Origin of the sequence: Ligilactobacillus sp. RTP31139st1_D10_RTP31139_211217, from assembly GCF_040226755.1 — a bacterium.
In the GTDB taxonomy this organism is placed as follows: Bacteria; Bacillota; Bacilli; order Lactobacillales; family Lactobacillaceae; genus Ligilactobacillus; species Ligilactobacillus animalis.
On the sequence record NZ_JBCOAR010000008.1, the window covers coordinates 18644 to 34768 of the forward strand.

Sequence of the window (16125 nt, forward strand, 5' to 3'; positions counted from 1 at the left end):
ACGTAATACTAGATATACTTTGAATATATATCAAGTTAATATAGTAAGTAAGAGTCCCTAAAATAACCATATTAAGATAGGATATTATTATTTGGCAAGATGATCGCAAAGAGTAGTTCAACTGGCACTAAAACGATAACAGTCACCCAAAATTCACTGCGTCCGGCTAAGATTGGCCAATCTAAACCAATGTAAACTTGGCGATCTTTGAAATGTTTTTTAATAAAATTACTCATAGCATCTGCGATCGGGTTCAAAGCCTCCATGAATAATTTAGAGATCACTGGGAATAGTGTCATCGCAGTTGCAGCTTGGATCGCTAGCATCAATGATTTTGATAATCCATACCCAGCACCAAAACCTAACAAGATCCCGATGATAAAGCCCATAACTTTATTTTCCCCGAAGATCCTGATCTTTTTTGGATCGCTTCTGAGTCAAATGGCTTGTTGAAGATCAGAATGTAATCTAATAATTTATTTATCGGATTAAGGATAACGGCAAATAACGTAATGAAATGCGGGACCGTTACTCCTTCCATCCCTGTCATATCTTCAATGTGGCGTTGCCAAGCATCACCGATTTTGAGTTCAAAGATGATCTGGATCGAAGCGACAATAAAGCCTAAAAACATATTATTGGTAAAGTAATACACGATAACATAGGTAAAAATCTTGTTCTAAACATTCCACATATTAACATTGAGCGTTTTAGTCCAGTTGAAGGTCAACATCACAAAATTGATCGCTAATAACAACGGGAAAAAGAGAAAAGCTACTTTATATGACCACGTGATCGCTGCCACACCGGTCCACCCGGCATCAACTGCATTTAGAGTCACTCCTAGCGCTTTAGACATCGCCTTTCCAGCTGGTGCAATGATCTCTTGCATATAGTTAACAACTAGATTCATCCCCGAAAAGTCCACGCCCAAGGTGATCGCTGCAATAAATGATTTCTTAAACGACAGACCTGCGACTAGCGCAATGATCAACATGATAAGTGGCACAAACACAGGACCACCTAAATTCAAGACAAAATTGACGATCTCTTTTAAGACTTCCATTTAGCTCACCTCTTTCAACTTGCCATTTGTTGCAATGCCCAAATGATCTTTCTAAATGAATCTTCAGCATTATTCCCTGTCAAAATATTGCCCCCATTGACATCAGCGATCCCGTGGTTATCACAAATATCTTGGATCTCTTGCGTTGGTTTGGCGATCCAAACGTAAATATCATATTTTGGTAACACACTTGCTAAGCCTTTAAAAAAAGAGAATCCTGCACTTGTTGGATTCCCTTGCTCATTAACTCCTATACCCTCAATCATATTTTTCTTCTTTGAATTTATAACAATAGATACACTACTTCCGCCGGCCCCCAATATTCCATGTGTCTTTATCTTTCCCACCTCAATTGTTTTGATAGGTTCCGCTCCTTCATAATGCTGTACGACCCACAATGCTATCTTCTGTCTGGCTTCGGCTTGGTCTTTGACTTCTTTTTTACTTTCCTTGATCGACTCGGCTTTTTGACGCTTTTGCTTTTCGATCCGCAAATGTTCTACTCACTTGATGATTGCCATACTAGCTCCTCCTATCAAAAATAAACTAAGGATCACGATAACAACTAACTTGTATTTTCTTTGCATGGTGTCCTCCAATTGCTCAACAATTTATTTCTTTCTTACTTAAAACGCATCATTTTCAAATAGAATTTCAACACTAAGACTCACTAATATCCGATGTTTTTTATAATTTGCACAACAAAAATAGACCTACACCGTTCAGCATAGGTCTAAGTCCTCTATTTATCGTTATTTTTTCAGTGCTAATTCCATGATCGCTTGGGCTACTCCATCATGGTCGTTATCCACGGTATGGTGTGTGGCAACTTCTTTGACCGCTGGGATCGCATTCCCCATTGCAACACCTGTACCTGCAAATTTGAGCATTGAGATATCATTTTCCTCATCCCCGATCGCCATCACATTATCCGCCGTCAAATCAAGGATCTCACACAATTTAACAAGTGCATTACCCTTATTGACGCCTTTTGCATAGGCTTCGTAATAAAATTGTGCTGTCTTCATCAAGTCTAAGCGATCTTTGACAGGTTCAAAATATTCCTGCTTGGCGATCGCAGGGTCAAGAATTTCAGCATCTTCGATATACATAGCTTTAACAAGCGGGATCTCGCGCATTTCTTCGGGCGTCCGATATGAGACCGGCATCGACACCAAGTTTGCTTCGTAGAGTGTGTAATAGCCAATATCCTTATTACACGTATAGATCCGATCGGTGTTGATCGCCTGGAAATGCAAATTTAATTTGCGAGCGATCGCTTCTAAATCGACAAAATCGTCGTAGCTGATCCCTTTTTGGAAGATCAGCTTACCACTCGTGGTCTCAACGACTGCCCCACCAAAACAAACTACATATTGGTCATCTTGGTCCGCTAGATCTAGCTGGGCCAAGAAATCAGTCACTCCTGCTAACGGACGTCCTGTGCAAATAACGACTTTGATCCCTTGAGCAGTAGCTTGCTTGATGGTTTCTTTGACTTTGGGCGTTAGCTTCCCTTTAGAATTGACCAAAGTCCCATCAATATCGATCGCGATCAGTTTAATATCCATAACAAAATTCCTACCTTCTATTACATCTATCTATATTCTACACTAAAGCGCTATCAACTAACACATAATGATACTTTTGGACTAATTCTTTGATCTCAATTAGTTTTAGGCATATCTTAGCAGTTGGATCCTCATTTTTGCAGAACGTTCTCCCCACTATTATTACCGCTGTATGCTAACACAGAGCACGGCTCCATTTAATATCCCCCATCATCGTATAGAAAATCTGTCAGTGTTTTTTCATTATCTACCGTAACGGTTGGAATACTTTTGCTCAATGAAACTAGATCTGTCATACCCACTTTTTATCCACAAATTCCATATTATCTGGTGATGACCCTGCATCTGAAAGGACACTTTTTGCAGTTTTTTTCGATTTTGTAATTGAGCTTTTTTCGATCGATCCATCCATAAATATTCCCCCATATATTATTTTGTGTTCTCATCAATATGCCACTACCTTATGAAGCAACATAAAATATATTTCAATCATCTTCTTCACAAAGTTCTTTATCTCCCCTGACGGTTTCAAATAAACGAATAAATTCTTCAAAACCTTCTGGCCAAGCGTTACTCCCACTTGTCTTTAGGATTTTGCCACTAGCTAAATAAGCAGTAAATGACCATTGTGTACCATCACATACCCCAGGAAAGATATAGTATTCTTGAAATTTATCTATCTCTAACCTATCTAAAACAGTATTGATTTGTTCAAATTGACCATTTGAAATAGTAACTTTAGTGATAGTTGGTTTATCATCAACTAAACTCTCGCCCTCAATTATTTCCATATATCCTTCAACCAGATCCAATGTGTAAGCTTCAGCGGACCCAAGCCCTTCACTAGTAGCCTTGATCCAACTCTCCCATATATCTTCTACTCTGCAATGATCTCACTTAATTTAGGTGTCACAGCCTCAATGACTTGAGCTGTAAGTGCATCGGCGCTTTGCATCAAAGCTAGTGTTTGGTCAAGATCTTTGGCCTGCAATTTAGCGTAGACACTAGTCGCCATGATCGCTGCGCCAGCACCGTTTGTGTTGACTAATTTTGCCTTATGGTAGGCGACAAATTTAGCTGCCGTCGGTATTTGATAATAGATCCCTAGACCATCGACATAGACACAGACACGTTCACAGCCCCATGACTGCAATTTATCCGGCGACCATCGACATCATTTAAATACACATACGTAGCCGTCGGACGTTCGACCCGCAAAGCATCACTTAGGTCTAACTCATTATTTTGGGCTTCAGCTTGGAACAGATCACCGTTAGTATCATTTCCATACACCGTGATCAACTTTGTCTTGAGCCCTAGATTATCCAAGTTCGTAGCAATATTACAGCCCATCCCTCCGATAAATGAATATACTCGGCCCGGAGTCGATCCTGTAGTACTTACTTGGGCTTTGGCAGCCCCCAATACGTCTAAATTGACAGCTCCGATCACAGTTACTTCATTTTCCGCTGGAAAGACATAACCCCGACCAACGATCAAGCCTTCTTTGATCAAGTTAGAGATATGCGATCCGATATTTGAGCGCGTCGTTCCGGTTTTTTCAGCCAATTGTGCCTGCGTGATCAAGGAATCTTGCTTGATCAGTGCTAAAATTTCTTGTTCCCGCTTAGTTGCCAAAATAAATCTCCTCCGTTAATGTCATTAGCTCAATTATACCATTACAGTGTAAAGAATTGCGGTAAACTCCGTAGAAATAACGGTATCTCAGTCAGGAGGCGCTTTTTGCCTCGTGGATGAGATATTGTTATTTCCTAGGAGTTGCAATTCGGAGCACGACTTCATTACAGTGCGCAAAAAAGGTGGTGTCTTTAACTTCACCACCTGATTTACTCACCCAAATGAGCGCAATGAATCCATGATAAGTTGGATAAATCTTGGCCGATCGATCCCTAACATGACTTCCGTATTCTTTTCTTTACCCGTCAACTCATAGTAATCACAAACCGTCTCACCGCGAGTCAATTCACCCGTTGTTTCAACATCCACGTTCATTTTCTTAGTTTCAAACAACGTCTCATCGATCAACCAAGCGATCGTACATGGATCATGTAAAGGAGCGCCATCAAAGCCCCATTTAGGATCTTTATGGTAAATTCCAAAGAACTCCAATAAACCATGAAAGGCTTTGGCTACTTCATTATCGATCTGTCCTACTTGTTTGATCTCATCTTCTAAGATCTGTGCTTGATGAGTCACATTTAACGGTGCCATCACCAATGGGATCCCCGCATTTAATACGATCTTGGCGGCTTCAGGATCAACAAAAATATTAAACTCGACTGATGGTGTCCAATTACCAAGTCCCATGGCGCCACCCATAAAGACGATCTGCGCTAATTTTTCCTTAGCCAGATCAGGATAGACGCGCAAGAATAAGGCAGCATTGATCATCGGACCCGTTACCACTAAAGTCACCTTTTCATCACTTTCCCGTAAAACTTTCGCCATCAATTCGATCGCGGTCATTGGCTGAACTTCAAATGTCGGTGTCGGTAGCTCAGCCCCATCCAGACCGGATTCACCATGAACATTGCCTGCTGTTTCCAATTCTTTGACTAGTGGCGTCTGGTTGCCACCAGCCACGGGGATCTGGGTTTGCCCTAATAATTGTAAAGTCCGCATTGCATTATTCAAAGTCTTTTCGGGTGTCTGATTCTCAGCCGATGTTGTCACCGCTTTCAATTCAATTTCTGGAGAAGCTACTGCTAACAATAATGCTAAAGCATCATCATGTCCTGGATCACAATCCAAGATAATTTTTTTCGTCAAAATCACCACGTCCTTTCATACTTTAAAAATACAGCCCGACGATCGTTCCCGTCAAGACAGATGCTAAGGTCGCCCCAAGTAAAAGTTTCATTGAGAACTTGGCTACCTAAGCACCTTGCTTTTCACTGATCGCTTTTAATGAACCAGTGATGATCCCGACCGTGCCAAAGTTAGCAAATGAGACCAAATAGGCTGAAACGATCGTATTATTAAATGATCACTTAAAAAGCCTTCCAACTTCTCTAAATGAAGCGGAAGGCTTTTTAATATTTTTAGATCTCACCCAGTTGTTGGACTTCTGTGAGCGCAAAAGTTGGCTTTTGTTCCAAGACAGCCTCCCAATCAAAGGCTCCCCAGTGAACGCCCGCCGTTTTGACTCCTGCTGCATGTCCCATTTGGATGTCATAGATCGCATCCCCGATCATGACTGATTGCTCTGGATCAAGTCCATAGCGCTCCAACAAGACATCGATCCCATCTGGAGCGGGTTTATAATTTTCTACTTGGTCTGATCCGACTAGATCATCGAAGTAGGTAGCGATCTGCAAAAGCTCTAAATTGCGGCGTAGTGCTTCACTGTGCTTACTAGAGACCGCATAGATCTTTTTACCATTCTCTTTCAACTTAGCTAACACTTCTTTGATCCCCGGATATAACTTGACCTGACTAGCTTCCAGTGCCTGATAATGCTCCCGAAAGCCGGTAAACATCGCTGGTAGATCAGTCTTAGCTCCCATCAGTGGAAATGACTTTTCGATCGGGATCCCCATGTAGCCTCGGATCTGGTCACTACTTGGCAAAGGGAGCCCAAAATCTTTAAATGTCGCTTGAGTCGCTAAAACCGCAGTCTCCCCCGAATCAGCCAAAGTTCCATCAAAATCAAACATATAATTTTCCATTTATTATTTCCCCCATAGAAACTTGATCAAAGCGCGATCAACTTGTGAATTATTGTGCAACTTACTGTGTTGCCCCATTTTACCACGGATCTCTTTTTCTTGATAACTTTTAGCGCGTGGACTGACTAAATAGCGCAAGGTTTGTGCCGACTTGACTGGTACTGGTCCATCAGACTCACTTCCATCCAAGACATCACCATAAATATTCAACACCTTTGCCCCTGCTGGATAGGTCTCACGTAAAACTAAAAAATTCTCAAAATCCCCCGCTGTGACATTGGGTCTGCCCGCTTGATCAAGCGTCACATCAGCAGGCATTTGGTCGACTAACCCGTTAGGAAAAGCGGCTAAGGCTACTTGCTTATTTAATTTGGGTAAATTAGGATCACCAGCGTTATCGCGCAAATAAAATAAGATCGCCGAATTACCCATCGAATGTCCGACAAAGTTTAGCTTTTTAAATTTATACTTAGTCTGTAAAAGCTCAACGGCTGCTTTTAAATATTGCGCTTCCATCATCGCATTGACATTCTTGTTATTTTCAAAATTGATCTCGACCAATGGATCCTTGGCATTTTTAGGTAAATTCCCAACTAAGTGGGCCTGCCCGTAAATATCGACATCAATGTGCACAATGGTATTAGTCACTTTAGCTTTGACAGCTGCCTTGACCATGTGCTCCTCAGCGCGGTAACTACTGCCCCAACCGTGAACAAAAAGCGTCGGGATATTTTCTTTAGCTTGGGCGGTCTGCATGCTAAATAGCAAGCACGCTACGAGGCCTAATAATATTTTTAGTATCTTTTTCATCGTCTCTTTAAATAATCATCCTTTTTAGCTTCAACGATCGCTTCAACTTGTGCCATTGAAAGTGGCTGGCCAAATTCTGGTTTAGTTGTTAGATAATCAAATTCTGGTGAATCCACTCCAACATTGATATTTTCCTTAGCATTGACGGCATAGTGATGGATATGGCCGTGTAAGTTGATGATCTTTGGTGCGATACCAAGCATCAGTGGATAGTGTGTCAGGTAGTATTGGCGGTGATCGTATTTGATCAAGGCACCTACGTCATGGAAAGTAAACTTAGGCTTGCCGTTGACCTCATAATTGTGTTTGGCTAAATATTTAAATAAATCTCGATTATCGTGATTTCCCTTGATCAACACTAAATTGCCATTCAAACGTTTTAAAACATCATAAACGTCTTGCTGGGCCTTTCTTTCCGGCCGGATAAAATGCACGGCGATATCACCTAAATGATAGACCGTATCGCTTGGATCGACCACTTTATTCCAATTTTCAATGATCGCTTCATTCATCATTGAGGCTAACAAAAAAGGACGGACCGCAAAATCCGTGATCCCTAACAAATGTTCATCAAAAAAATGCGTATCTGAAGTTACAAATATCATCACTTCACCCCCCAAAACTTAGTATAACCGTCTTAGGTAGCTAGCGCAAAACCAAAGTCACGCTTCTTCGATAACGTAGCCTGATCCCCGCTTAAGCGGTCAGCTTGATAATTTTCTCAGCTCTTTTGACCTGTTTTTTAGCAATATTGATGGTCACATCCTTAAGCTGGACCGTATCACTTAAAACTTCCCGCTTTTTTCGCCGAAGCAAGGCCCGGATCCGCGCTAGTAATTCTTCAAATTCAAAGGGTCGCACCAAATAATTGTCCGCCCCGATATCTAAGCCCTTGACCCGATTGGCTAGGGAGTCTTTAGCCGTCAAGATCAAGACGGGAACGATATTTCCTTTTTGGCGTAACTTTTCGATCAGGGTAAAACCGTCCATCAACGGTAACACAACTCCCATTAAATAATGATCCCCCTATGATGCGTGTTGCATTTTGCATCATAGGGGATCATTATTTATGCAAGGTCAACTCACTTTGAATCACTTTCTTACCTTAATACAAGAAATCTATTCTCAAAAAGCTCAGACCTATCCACTGTAAAATTCTTAAAAATTTTTCTATAATGAAGTGACGGCTTGAAACAACAAAGGACCGCCAATCTGTAACGGAAGCGAATATATTTTATGCAAATTACCGAACTCTTACCCGAATTGATCACTAAACTTGCACCAACCGGGCCTTTTCCAACTGATGTCTCAGCCCAATTTGCCTACTGGCGTCAACTTGTGACTAGACGCCAGCCAGGAGACTTACCCAAACATTACTTACAACAAGAAGATCAACTATTAGATCTCATCTGGCAAAAGCGCGGCTACGTTGAACTCAGCGATCTAACCGAATATAGACCGGGAATATATTTGGCCAAAGGTGATCTAACACGATTGAAAGTCGATGCGATCGTCAATTCTGCTTCAGACCAAATGCTTGGCTGCTTTGAACCAGAACATATCTGTTTGGACAATGAGATCCACGTTCTAGCCGGGAGTCGGTTGCGCGAAGAATGTGCTTTGGTGATGCAACACACGCACCTAAAACCTGGCCAAGCTCGGATCACTGCTGGGCACCATCTACCAGCCCAACACATCATTCATGCCTTAGCACCTAAAGTTACGGGCGAACTGACCTTACAACTCCAACAACAGCTAGCTGCTTGCTATGAGGCTACTTTGACATTAGCGCTAGAAAATAACCTCCGCTCGATAGCTTTTTGCAGTCTAGGGACTGGACATAAAAATTTCCCCAGCCCATTAGCTGCTCAGATCGCACTCGATGTCACTGAAAGCTTTCATGCTAAACATCCTGAAGTAAAAATCATTTTTTGCCCTTATAAAGACATCGATCGTAATCTTTACCACTATTTATTAAATAACTAGCCAAAAAAGGAGCTGAAACTCTATGAGTCTCAGCTCCTCTTTTGTTGTATCAACACTCAGTGACTACTTATCAGATCTCTTGTGTCTTCGCCAGCCGATCAAGATACCTAAGCTAGCCAATCTATTTACCTAATTCTTTGTAAATATAGCTAATAGTCAACGTATTTTCTATGACTTTGCCTACTTCACCTAGATAAAATTTATTTCTTAAATTTGAATGCTTTAAATGTTAAGATCAGTGCAAACACCACCATTAAACTCACTTGGCCCCAAAGTGTTTGAAAAATGTTACTTGTGAGCGGTAAATGCACCAACGTAGCCACAAAAGCTAAAGCTACAATATAGAAAAGCCCACTACGAAAGTAATCAGGCCACTTAAAATATAGTCCTAGATAAATCACAAATAACAGCCCGATCCCCCACAGTATCGTAGGGCCAAGGGGATAGATCAAAGTTTTTGGCGTAAAATGATCACTCAATAGCAATACCCCTAAATAGATCATGAATGCTACACCCGTGCCCAAATAGCTACGCCACGGGACACGGTTGAAAGCATCATTGCCCAGCAAAGTAAGCATGATGTTGAGTAAAATGACCATCCCGACTATCTCAATAACATATTCGACAAGATCGATCTCGGTATGCATAAATGCTAATAATGTTAGCAAACAAAAGATGAATACACTCAGACTCAACTTTTCTTTTAAGTTCGTTTGCTTATCAGCATTTATCTCAGTTAGTAGTTCATCGGCTGCCATCTTAGGATCAGTGCCAAAATATTGTTGTGCTGTTTGCCCTTCCGCCTGCGCTTCGAGCATATCCTGCAAGATCTCTAACAATATTTCTTCTGTTACTACCTCGTCTTTACCTTTTGCCCGTAAATATAACAAAAGCTTTTCGTAATATTTTCGATTCTCAGGCGTTAACTTTTCACGTAAATGGTTATTTTGTTCGCTCAATAGCTCCATCCATATTTTCCCCTGTCTGTTCGATGACCGCTGTCACTGTCGCTATAAGTTGTTGCCAATCAGTAATAAAATTTTGGGTCTGCATTTGGCCACTAGTAGTTAAGTGATAATACTTTCGCTTTGGTCCCTCATTTGACGCACGTAACTGACTTTCTAAATAGCCTTGCCTTTCTAGTTTTTGTAAAAGAGGATAGACCGTCCCTGCACTGAGATCAAAAAAGCCTAAATTCTGTAGCTTGGTAACTAATTCATAGCCATAAACTTCTTGTTGGCTGATCACTAATAAGACACAGCCTTCCAACGTTCCTTTCAACAGTTGTGAATTATTCATCAGCTTCACCCTCCTACGCCCCAATTATATATTTTCTCCACTACTATGTAAAGCATAATAGCGAAATATCCCTGTAGATGTGCGCTTTGTCTGATATAACCAACTGGTGTAGTTCCGATATAGTGCTAAGCGGTTTTCACGTGAAACATTTTGCCAGCATAAAATGTCAGCGATACCATTACTATTTACTAGATCTCCGTAACCGTTTGCCTCTTTTTTAGCATCACCATCTGCATGCCAGAACTTTTTCGCCCGTTTCCGCAGATCAGATTCAAGCGGATTAACACCATCAAGATTGCCATGTGAATAGCGATAGCGCCACGGCACACGCCCTTTTCCATGTGGGATCCCATAATTAAAAGATTCAGTATCTGCCAATGCTCGCAATTCTGAAACGGTGTATTTTTCAGGATCTGAACAAAATTTTCCTGTTTTTTCCTGCTTGATCACATTCCACTGACTGACAAACTCCAACGTATCGACATTGATGATAAATTCTACCATTCGTGCATCGTTGAAACGCGAAAAATACCCATAGCTCGAGTTTTTAGCTAGTTGTACCTTCATATTTTCTGGTACAAAATCACTTTGTTCAGCTAAGTGGCGATTGTGATAATTTGCCCCCGTTTCAAAATCCAGCTCCACGCCACATTGCTTGGCATAAACGGCTAAACGCCAAAAATCATTGGGCAAAACCGGATATGTTTGACGTAAATAACTGATGGCTTGCCGATCGATATAACCCCGGAAAAGATTTAAGCATCGAGTAAAATCAGAATTTTCTTGTACTAACGGTCGGCTATTCTTAGGTGCTTTTCCATATAATTGCAAGACTAAAGTTCTAAAAAGCACATTAAATTCAGCTAACGGTGCGAGGTCAGCCCAAATATGATATTTAGCTGTTGGAGCAAGCTGTAAAAAGTTATGTTCATCTACATATGTTCCCAAATGATTCAACACTAACTGAATTTTCAAGCGTGCTGGCAACCAAGAGCGCTGCAACATTTTAGTATATAGTGGGGTCCCAACTTCATGGATCTCTTGCCAACAATCTATCGGTGCGCTAGCAGCTTGTTTGAAATAGTTTCGCCGGTAATAGCGTAAACTGCGCTTATCCCAACCTTCTTTGGCTAAATTTGACAATTGCTGCTCTAAGTTCATCATCTCCATCGTATTCCTTTCGCTTTTTAAGTAACAATACCATGAAAATAACTTTCTTTTCACGCAAATGACTTATTTTGCAAAAACGTGTGAGAAAAAGCAACTCCTAGAAAATAACAGTGTCCTACTTATGACGCAAAATACGCATCATAAGTAGGACACCATTATTTATACGGAGCTACCCGTGCAGGCAAACACTCTATTTAGTATAATCCACATCCTTAGTTTCCTTAGTTGTCAACCAAGCGATAACTGAAGCTACTGCTAGGACGAACATATATAATCCCGCTGCGTGGAGACCAAAACGTGCGATCAGCCAAGTCGTTACTGATGGAGCTACGGCAGCACCTACTACCGCTGCTAAATTATACGTGATTCCCGCACCTGAGTAACGAACTTTGGTCGGGAAAAGCTCTGGTAAGACCGCACCAACTGGGCCATACAGTGTTCCCATGATGACAAAGCCAACATTTAAGAAGAGAAACATCCCTAAAACATTGTGTTGACCACTTAAAAAATACGGGAAGACTAACGAAAAACCAACTAAGCCAACTGTAGCTGTCAATAATACCTTTTTACGTCCAACTTTATCCGCTAACATCGAAGTCGTCATGATCAAGACTGCAAATTCAACGATCGCTCCCATCAAAAACAACAACATTTCCGAATGGCTAAAGCCCAACGCTGTCGTCGCATATGCTAAAGACCAAGTCGTCAAAGTGTAAAACATCGCATAAGTCCCACCCATGATAAATGTTCCTTTAACGATATCTTTCCAATAGCAGGAAAAGAGTTCCTTAAGTGGCGTCTTAGTCGTGGTGTCATTTTCTTGTGCCATTTGGAATAACGGTGTCTCTTGCAAATGATGACGTACATATAAACCGATCACTACCAATACCGCAGAAACTAAAAATGGTACGCGCCAGCCAAAAGCTAACATCTGCTGTGGCGTCAATAATTTTTCAAGTACAAAAAATAAACCATTACACAAGAAAAATCCCAGTGGAGCACCAACTTCTGGGAATGCTCCGTATAAAGCGCGTTTATCAGCTGGTGCGTTTTCTGTTGCTACTAAAACTGCCCCTGACCACTCACCGCCAAGCCCGATCCCTTGGACAAAACGACAAGCGCATAAGAGTAACGCACCCCAAACTCCAACACTGTGATAACCCGGTAAAAAGCCGATCGCGATCGTTGCACCTCCCATGACTAGCATCGATAATACTAAGGTCTTCTTGCGACCCAAGCTATCGCCAAAATGCCCGAATAAAAATGAGCCGACTGGGCGGGACACCAAAAGTCAATAAACTCAAGACCGTTGCCAATAGTGGTGTCATCTGTGGGAAAAAGACCTTGGGAAAGTACGCAGCTGCAGCTGTCCCGTAAGCATAAAAATCAAAAAATTCGACCGCTGTCCCGATCATCGAAGCTAAGATCACCGTCTTGACTGAACTTCTAACAACTGCTGTTTCCTGTAATTTTGTTTCCATTTCTATCGTCCCCTTTACTTATGTATCTACTGCACCATAACTACTCGATATTTTCGACCCTCCTTTGAAATTTAAGCTACAAAAAAGGCGCGCCAACCATTTTCGTCAAACAGTTGTCGCGCCTAAAAGATCGAGACTTCCTGTCTGCACCAGCTGTGATGCAGACGAGCTAAACTATCCGCACCACCTAAGAAATGATCCGAATAATAATAATGCTGTTGTTGGCTTGAGATCGTTTAGCCATTGTTCTCATCTTTTTTCGCCTCACTTAAATTTGATAAGCCAAAGTTTATCACACAATAAATTAAAAAACAACAAGAATATTAATTAAAATTTTAGAAATAACAGTTAAGATGCTTGTTTTCCGCTTTTTGATAGCGTATACTTTATAAAAATTATTTTGAAAGGAAGTGATGGTATGCGTGAAAAATTGCATACCGGCGAACTATATCTACCTACCGATGAGACGATTGTAGCCGAACAAACCGCCTGCCTAGAATTGCTCTACGATTTCAATCAGACGCGCCCCCGTGAACAAAAAAAGCGCCGTGAACTATTACAAAAAATGTTTGGCAAGATCGGACCAAATTGCTATATCGAACCACCTTTTCATGCTAATTTTGGAGGTAAACATTGTTACTTTGGTGATCATATCTACGCTAATTTTAATTTAACTGTGGTCGATGATACTTATATCCATGTTGGAGATCATACAATGTTTGGCCCCAACGTGACTTTAGCAACAGCCGGGCACCCGATCTTACCCGAACTCAGACAAGCAGGCTACCAACATAATCAAGCGATCCATATCGGAAAAAATTGCTGGTTAGGAGCTGGAGTCGTCGTTTTACCCGGCATTACGATCGGTGATAACACGGTAGTCGGCGCTGGGAGTGTCGTCACTAAAGATCTCCCCGCCAATGTAGTTGCAGTCGGCGATCCTTGTAAGATATTGCGTCCGCTAAATGAACATGACCGTAAATATTACTTTAAAGACCGCCAAATAAGATGGGAGGAGTTAACATGACATCTTTGAATCTACCTTTAGCAAAATATGCAACGCTTGAAACCAGTCGGCTGACGCTTCGGCCAATTCAGTTAAGTGATGCCGCTGATATGTTTGAATATGCGAGCGATCCTAAAGTGATCGAATATGTTAGTTTTGAGCAACACCAAACTTTAGCTGACACTCAAAAAGCTATCGCTGATCACTTCATGGTGGCTCCTTTAGGTCGATTTGGGATCATTCATCGGCAAACAAATAAATTTATTGGGACGATCAGCTTAATGGATCTGACCCCACATGGTGCTGAGATCGGCTATGTTCTCAATCGTAAATTTTGGGGCCAAGGCCTAGCTCCCGAAGCTGCCCAAGCACTGCTAGAGCTAGCCTTTCAACACTTAGACCTAAAATACATCCAAGCTTACCAGCTCACATCTAATCCGCAAAGTGCCCGTGTCCTTGAAAAGATCGGGCTGAAATGTATCGGGACTTTACCAAACTATTTACCTTCAGCCGCTGGGATGCTCGATACCAACCTTTGGATGATCACTCAGGCTGAATATACGGCGTCCACTCCCCATTAAAATTACGCCTGACTTTGCTATTTCTTCAGGGTCAGGCTATTTATTTTTTAAATTTATGTTAACCGGTTGACACAAAGAGGAAATAAATGATATAACTAAATTATAGAAAGAAAGCGCTAACACAAAAAATGTCAACCGGTTGACATTTTTTTGATTCTAATTTGGGAAGGTGAAATTTAATGAATTGGCAACATAAACTCGGTAATTTAAAAAATCCATCGTATCTCCAAAGTTCGAGCACCATGTTTTTATTCTTTGCTTCATGGGGCATCTGGTGGAGCTTTTTCCAACTTTGGTTAACTTCTAAGTCAAATGGTTTAGGCCTCTCAGGTAGCGAAGTTGGGACTATCTTTTCGATCAACTCAGTCGCCAGCTTGGTTCTAATGTTCATCTATGGCACGATCCAGGATAAATTATTCATCAAACGGCACTTATTGATCTTTAATGCTATTCTGGCAACTTTGATCGCTCCATTTTTCATCTTTGTTTATGCTCCCTTGCTTCAAAGTCACTTTATGCTAGGTGCATGGCTCGGAGCACTCTTCTTGTCGGCAGCTTACCTCTCAGCTGTCGGGGTCTTAGAAGCGACTACTGAACGTTTTTCGCGCGTCTTTGGTTTTGCTTATGGCCAATCACGGGCATGGGGCTCATTTGGTTACGCTGTTTCCGCGCTGATTGCCGGGTTTATCTTTGTCAAAGATCCAAACCTCAACTTCATCGGCGGTTCCTTGATCGGGCTTTTCTTGCTTTTAGACCTGCTGTTTTGGAAACCTAAAGAAGAACGCGATGCTTTAAAAGCAATCGATGAGCTAAAATCAGATAACTCTACCCCTAAATTAAAGGATATGTTTGGGTTGCTCAAGTTGCCTGTCCTTTGGCAGATCATCTTTTTTGTAATGTTTTCTTGGACTTTCTATAACGTTTTCGATCAGCAAATGTTCCCTGAATTTTACACCAGCCTCTTTTCTTCTGCCGAAGTAGGCCAACAGACATACGGAACTTTGAATAGTATCCAAGTTTTCATTGAAGCATTGATGCTTGGTCTAGTGCCGATCCTTATGAAAAAGATCGGTGTCCGAAAAACTTTACTTTTAGGAACGGCCATCATGTGTTTGCGTATCGGTCTTTGCGGTTTTATCACTGATCCGATCGCGATCTCTGGTGTCAAAATGCTCCACTCACTCGAAGTTCCACTCTTTGTTCTTTCGATCTTTCGTTACTTTACCTTGCATTTTGATACTAAATTATCGGCAACTTTATATATGATCGGATTTCAGATCGCAGCTCAAGTTGGGCAAATTATCTTATCAACACCACTAGGGATCTTGCGTGATTCGATGGGCTACAGCATGACATTTAAGATCATCGCCCTCATCGTCTTGATCACTGGTATCTACGGTTTCTTTATCATCAAAAAAGACAACGAATTTGTTAACGGACAGCCACTAGAAAAATAACTAAAGGAG

At 41.4% G+C, this 16125-nt stretch carries 17 protein-coding genes and 3 pseudogenes; 4 read left to right on the forward strand and 16 right to left on the reverse strand.

Features of this window, described 5'->3' with window-relative positions:
• Positions 1 to 77 precede the first annotated feature (77 nt).
• From ABT996_RS06075 to ABT996_RS06130, 12 genes and pseudogenes are all read right to left on the reverse strand, one after another.
• A pseudogene (locus ABT996_RS06075) lies at positions 78 to 1066 on the reverse strand (PTS transporter subunit IIC); the annotation flags it as partial.
• Positions 1067 to 1080: 14 nt separating this feature from the next.
• The gene (locus ABT996_RS06080; protein ID WP_225361416.1) at positions 1081 to 1560 is read right to left on the reverse strand and encodes a PTS sugar transporter subunit IIB; all 480 of its coding nucleotides are present in this window, start codon (positions 1558 to 1560) and stop codon (positions 1081 to 1083) included.
• A gap of 258 nt (positions 1561 to 1818) precedes the next feature.
• The gene (gene yidA / locus ABT996_RS06085; RefSeq protein WP_035448633.1) at positions 1819 to 2637 is read right to left on the reverse strand and encodes a sugar-phosphatase; all 819 of its coding nucleotides are present in this window, start codon (positions 2635 to 2637) and stop codon (positions 1819 to 1821) included.
• Between the two features lie 485 nt (positions 2638 to 3122).
• Entirely contained in the window at positions 3123 to 3449 is a 327-nt protein-coding gene (locus tag ABT996_RS06090; protein WP_146024643.1) for a hypothetical protein, read from the reverse strand.
• 65 nt (positions 3450 to 3514) lie between these two features.
• Positions 3515 to 3790 (reverse strand): hypothetical protein, encoded by a 276-nt coding sequence (locus tag ABT996_RS06095; protein WP_035448637.1) that lies wholly within the window; start codon positions 3788 to 3790, stop codon positions 3515 to 3517.
• Complete coding sequence (locus tag ABT996_RS06100; RefSeq protein ID WP_052006375.1) at positions 3742 to 4275, reverse strand: PfkB family carbohydrate kinase; 534 nt, start codon at positions 4273 to 4275, stop codon at positions 3742 to 3744. Before ABT996_RS06100 ends, ABT996_RS06095 begins: the two co-directional genes overlap by 49 nt.
• A 213-nt stretch (positions 4276 to 4488) precedes the next feature.
• Positions 4489 to 5427: a pyrimidine-specific ribonucleoside hydrolase RihA gene (gene rihA / locus ABT996_RS06105; protein WP_035448639.1), complete on the reverse strand. Its 939-nt coding sequence runs from the start codon at positions 5425 to 5427 to the stop codon at positions 4489 to 4491.
• A 22-nt stretch (positions 5428 to 5449) separates the two neighbouring features.
• Positions 5450 to 5635: pseudogene (locus tag ABT996_RS06110) on the reverse strand (nucleoside transporter C-terminal domain-containing protein); the annotation flags it as partial.
• 64 nt (positions 5636 to 5699) lie between these two features.
• Positions 5700 to 6326: an HAD family hydrolase gene (locus tag ABT996_RS06115; RefSeq protein ID WP_035448641.1), complete on the reverse strand. Its 627-nt coding sequence runs from the start codon at positions 6324 to 6326 to the stop codon at positions 5700 to 5702.
• A 3-nt stretch (positions 6327 to 6329) separates the two neighbouring features.
• Positions 6330 to 7136, reverse strand: coding sequence for an alpha/beta hydrolase (locus ABT996_RS06120; protein ID WP_035448644.1), 807 nt, complete (start codon positions 7134 to 7136; stop codon positions 6330 to 6332).
• The gene (locus ABT996_RS06125; protein ID WP_005919050.1) at positions 7133 to 7741 is read right to left on the reverse strand and encodes a metallophosphoesterase family protein; all 609 of its coding nucleotides are present in this window, start codon (positions 7739 to 7741) and stop codon (positions 7133 to 7135) included. The genes ABT996_RS06120 and ABT996_RS06125 overlap by 4 nt, the downstream gene beginning before the upstream one ends.
• A 91-nt stretch (positions 7742 to 7832) precedes the next feature.
• Positions 7833 to 8147 carry a response regulator gene (locus tag ABT996_RS06130; RefSeq protein ID WP_005919046.1) on the reverse strand — a complete coding sequence of 105 codons (315 nt, stop codon included), beginning with the start codon at positions 8145 to 8147 and terminating at the stop codon, positions 7833 to 7835.
• Between the two features lie 225 nt (positions 8148 to 8372).
• On the opposite strand from ABT996_RS06130, the gene ABT996_RS06135 reads away from it, so the two are divergent.
• Entirely contained in the window at positions 8373 to 9122 is a 750-nt protein-coding gene (locus ABT996_RS06135) for a macro domain-containing protein (RefSeq protein ID WP_035448646.1), read from the forward strand.
• 200 nt (positions 9123 to 9322) lie between these two features.
• Here the strand turns inward: ABT996_RS06135 and ABT996_RS06140 are convergent, their stop codons facing one another.
• The 4 genes and pseudogenes from ABT996_RS06140 to ABT996_RS06155 all read right to left on the reverse strand — a co-directional run bounded on the left by ABT996_RS06140 (position 9323) and on the right by ABT996_RS06155 (position 13072).
• A complete protein-coding gene (locus ABT996_RS06140; protein WP_010688361.1) occupies positions 9323 to 10090 on the reverse strand; it encodes a DUF1129 family protein in 768 nt (255 codons plus the stop codon).
• Positions 10065 to 10421, reverse strand: a complete 357-nt coding sequence (locus ABT996_RS06145; protein WP_035448648.1) for a PadR family transcriptional regulator — start codon at positions 10419 to 10421, stop codon at positions 10065 to 10067. The genes ABT996_RS06140 and ABT996_RS06145 overlap by 26 nt, the downstream gene beginning before the upstream one ends.
• A gap of 24 nt (positions 10422 to 10445) precedes the next feature.
• A complete protein-coding gene (locus tag ABT996_RS06150; protein ID WP_035448650.1) occupies positions 10446 to 11591 on the reverse strand; it encodes a DUF3114 domain-containing protein in 1146 nt (381 codons plus the stop codon).
• 190 nt (positions 11592 to 11781) lie between these two features.
• Positions 11782 to 13072: pseudogene (locus ABT996_RS06155) on the reverse strand (MFS transporter).
• A 418-nt stretch (positions 13073 to 13490) separates the two neighbouring features.
• Between ABT996_RS06155 and ABT996_RS06160 the strand changes: the two are divergent.
• The 3 genes from ABT996_RS06160 (at position 13491) to ABT996_RS06170 (ending at position 16116) form a co-directional block, all read left to right on the forward strand.
• Positions 13491 to 14099 (forward strand): sugar O-acetyltransferase, encoded by a 609-nt coding sequence (locus tag ABT996_RS06160; protein ID WP_035448652.1) that lies wholly within the window; start codon positions 13491 to 13493, stop codon positions 14097 to 14099.
• The gene (locus tag ABT996_RS06165; protein WP_010688366.1) at positions 14096 to 14659 is read left to right on the forward strand and encodes a GNAT family N-acetyltransferase; all 564 of its coding nucleotides are present in this window, start codon (positions 14096 to 14098) and stop codon (positions 14657 to 14659) included. Before ABT996_RS06160 ends, ABT996_RS06165 begins: the two co-directional genes overlap by 4 nt.
• Before the next feature lie 179 nt (positions 14660 to 14838).
• Positions 14839 to 16116 (forward strand): MFS transporter, encoded by a 1278-nt coding sequence (locus tag ABT996_RS06170; protein WP_035448654.1) that lies wholly within the window; start codon positions 14839 to 14841, stop codon positions 16114 to 16116.
• The last annotated feature ends 9 nt before the right edge of the window (positions 16117 to 16125 follow it).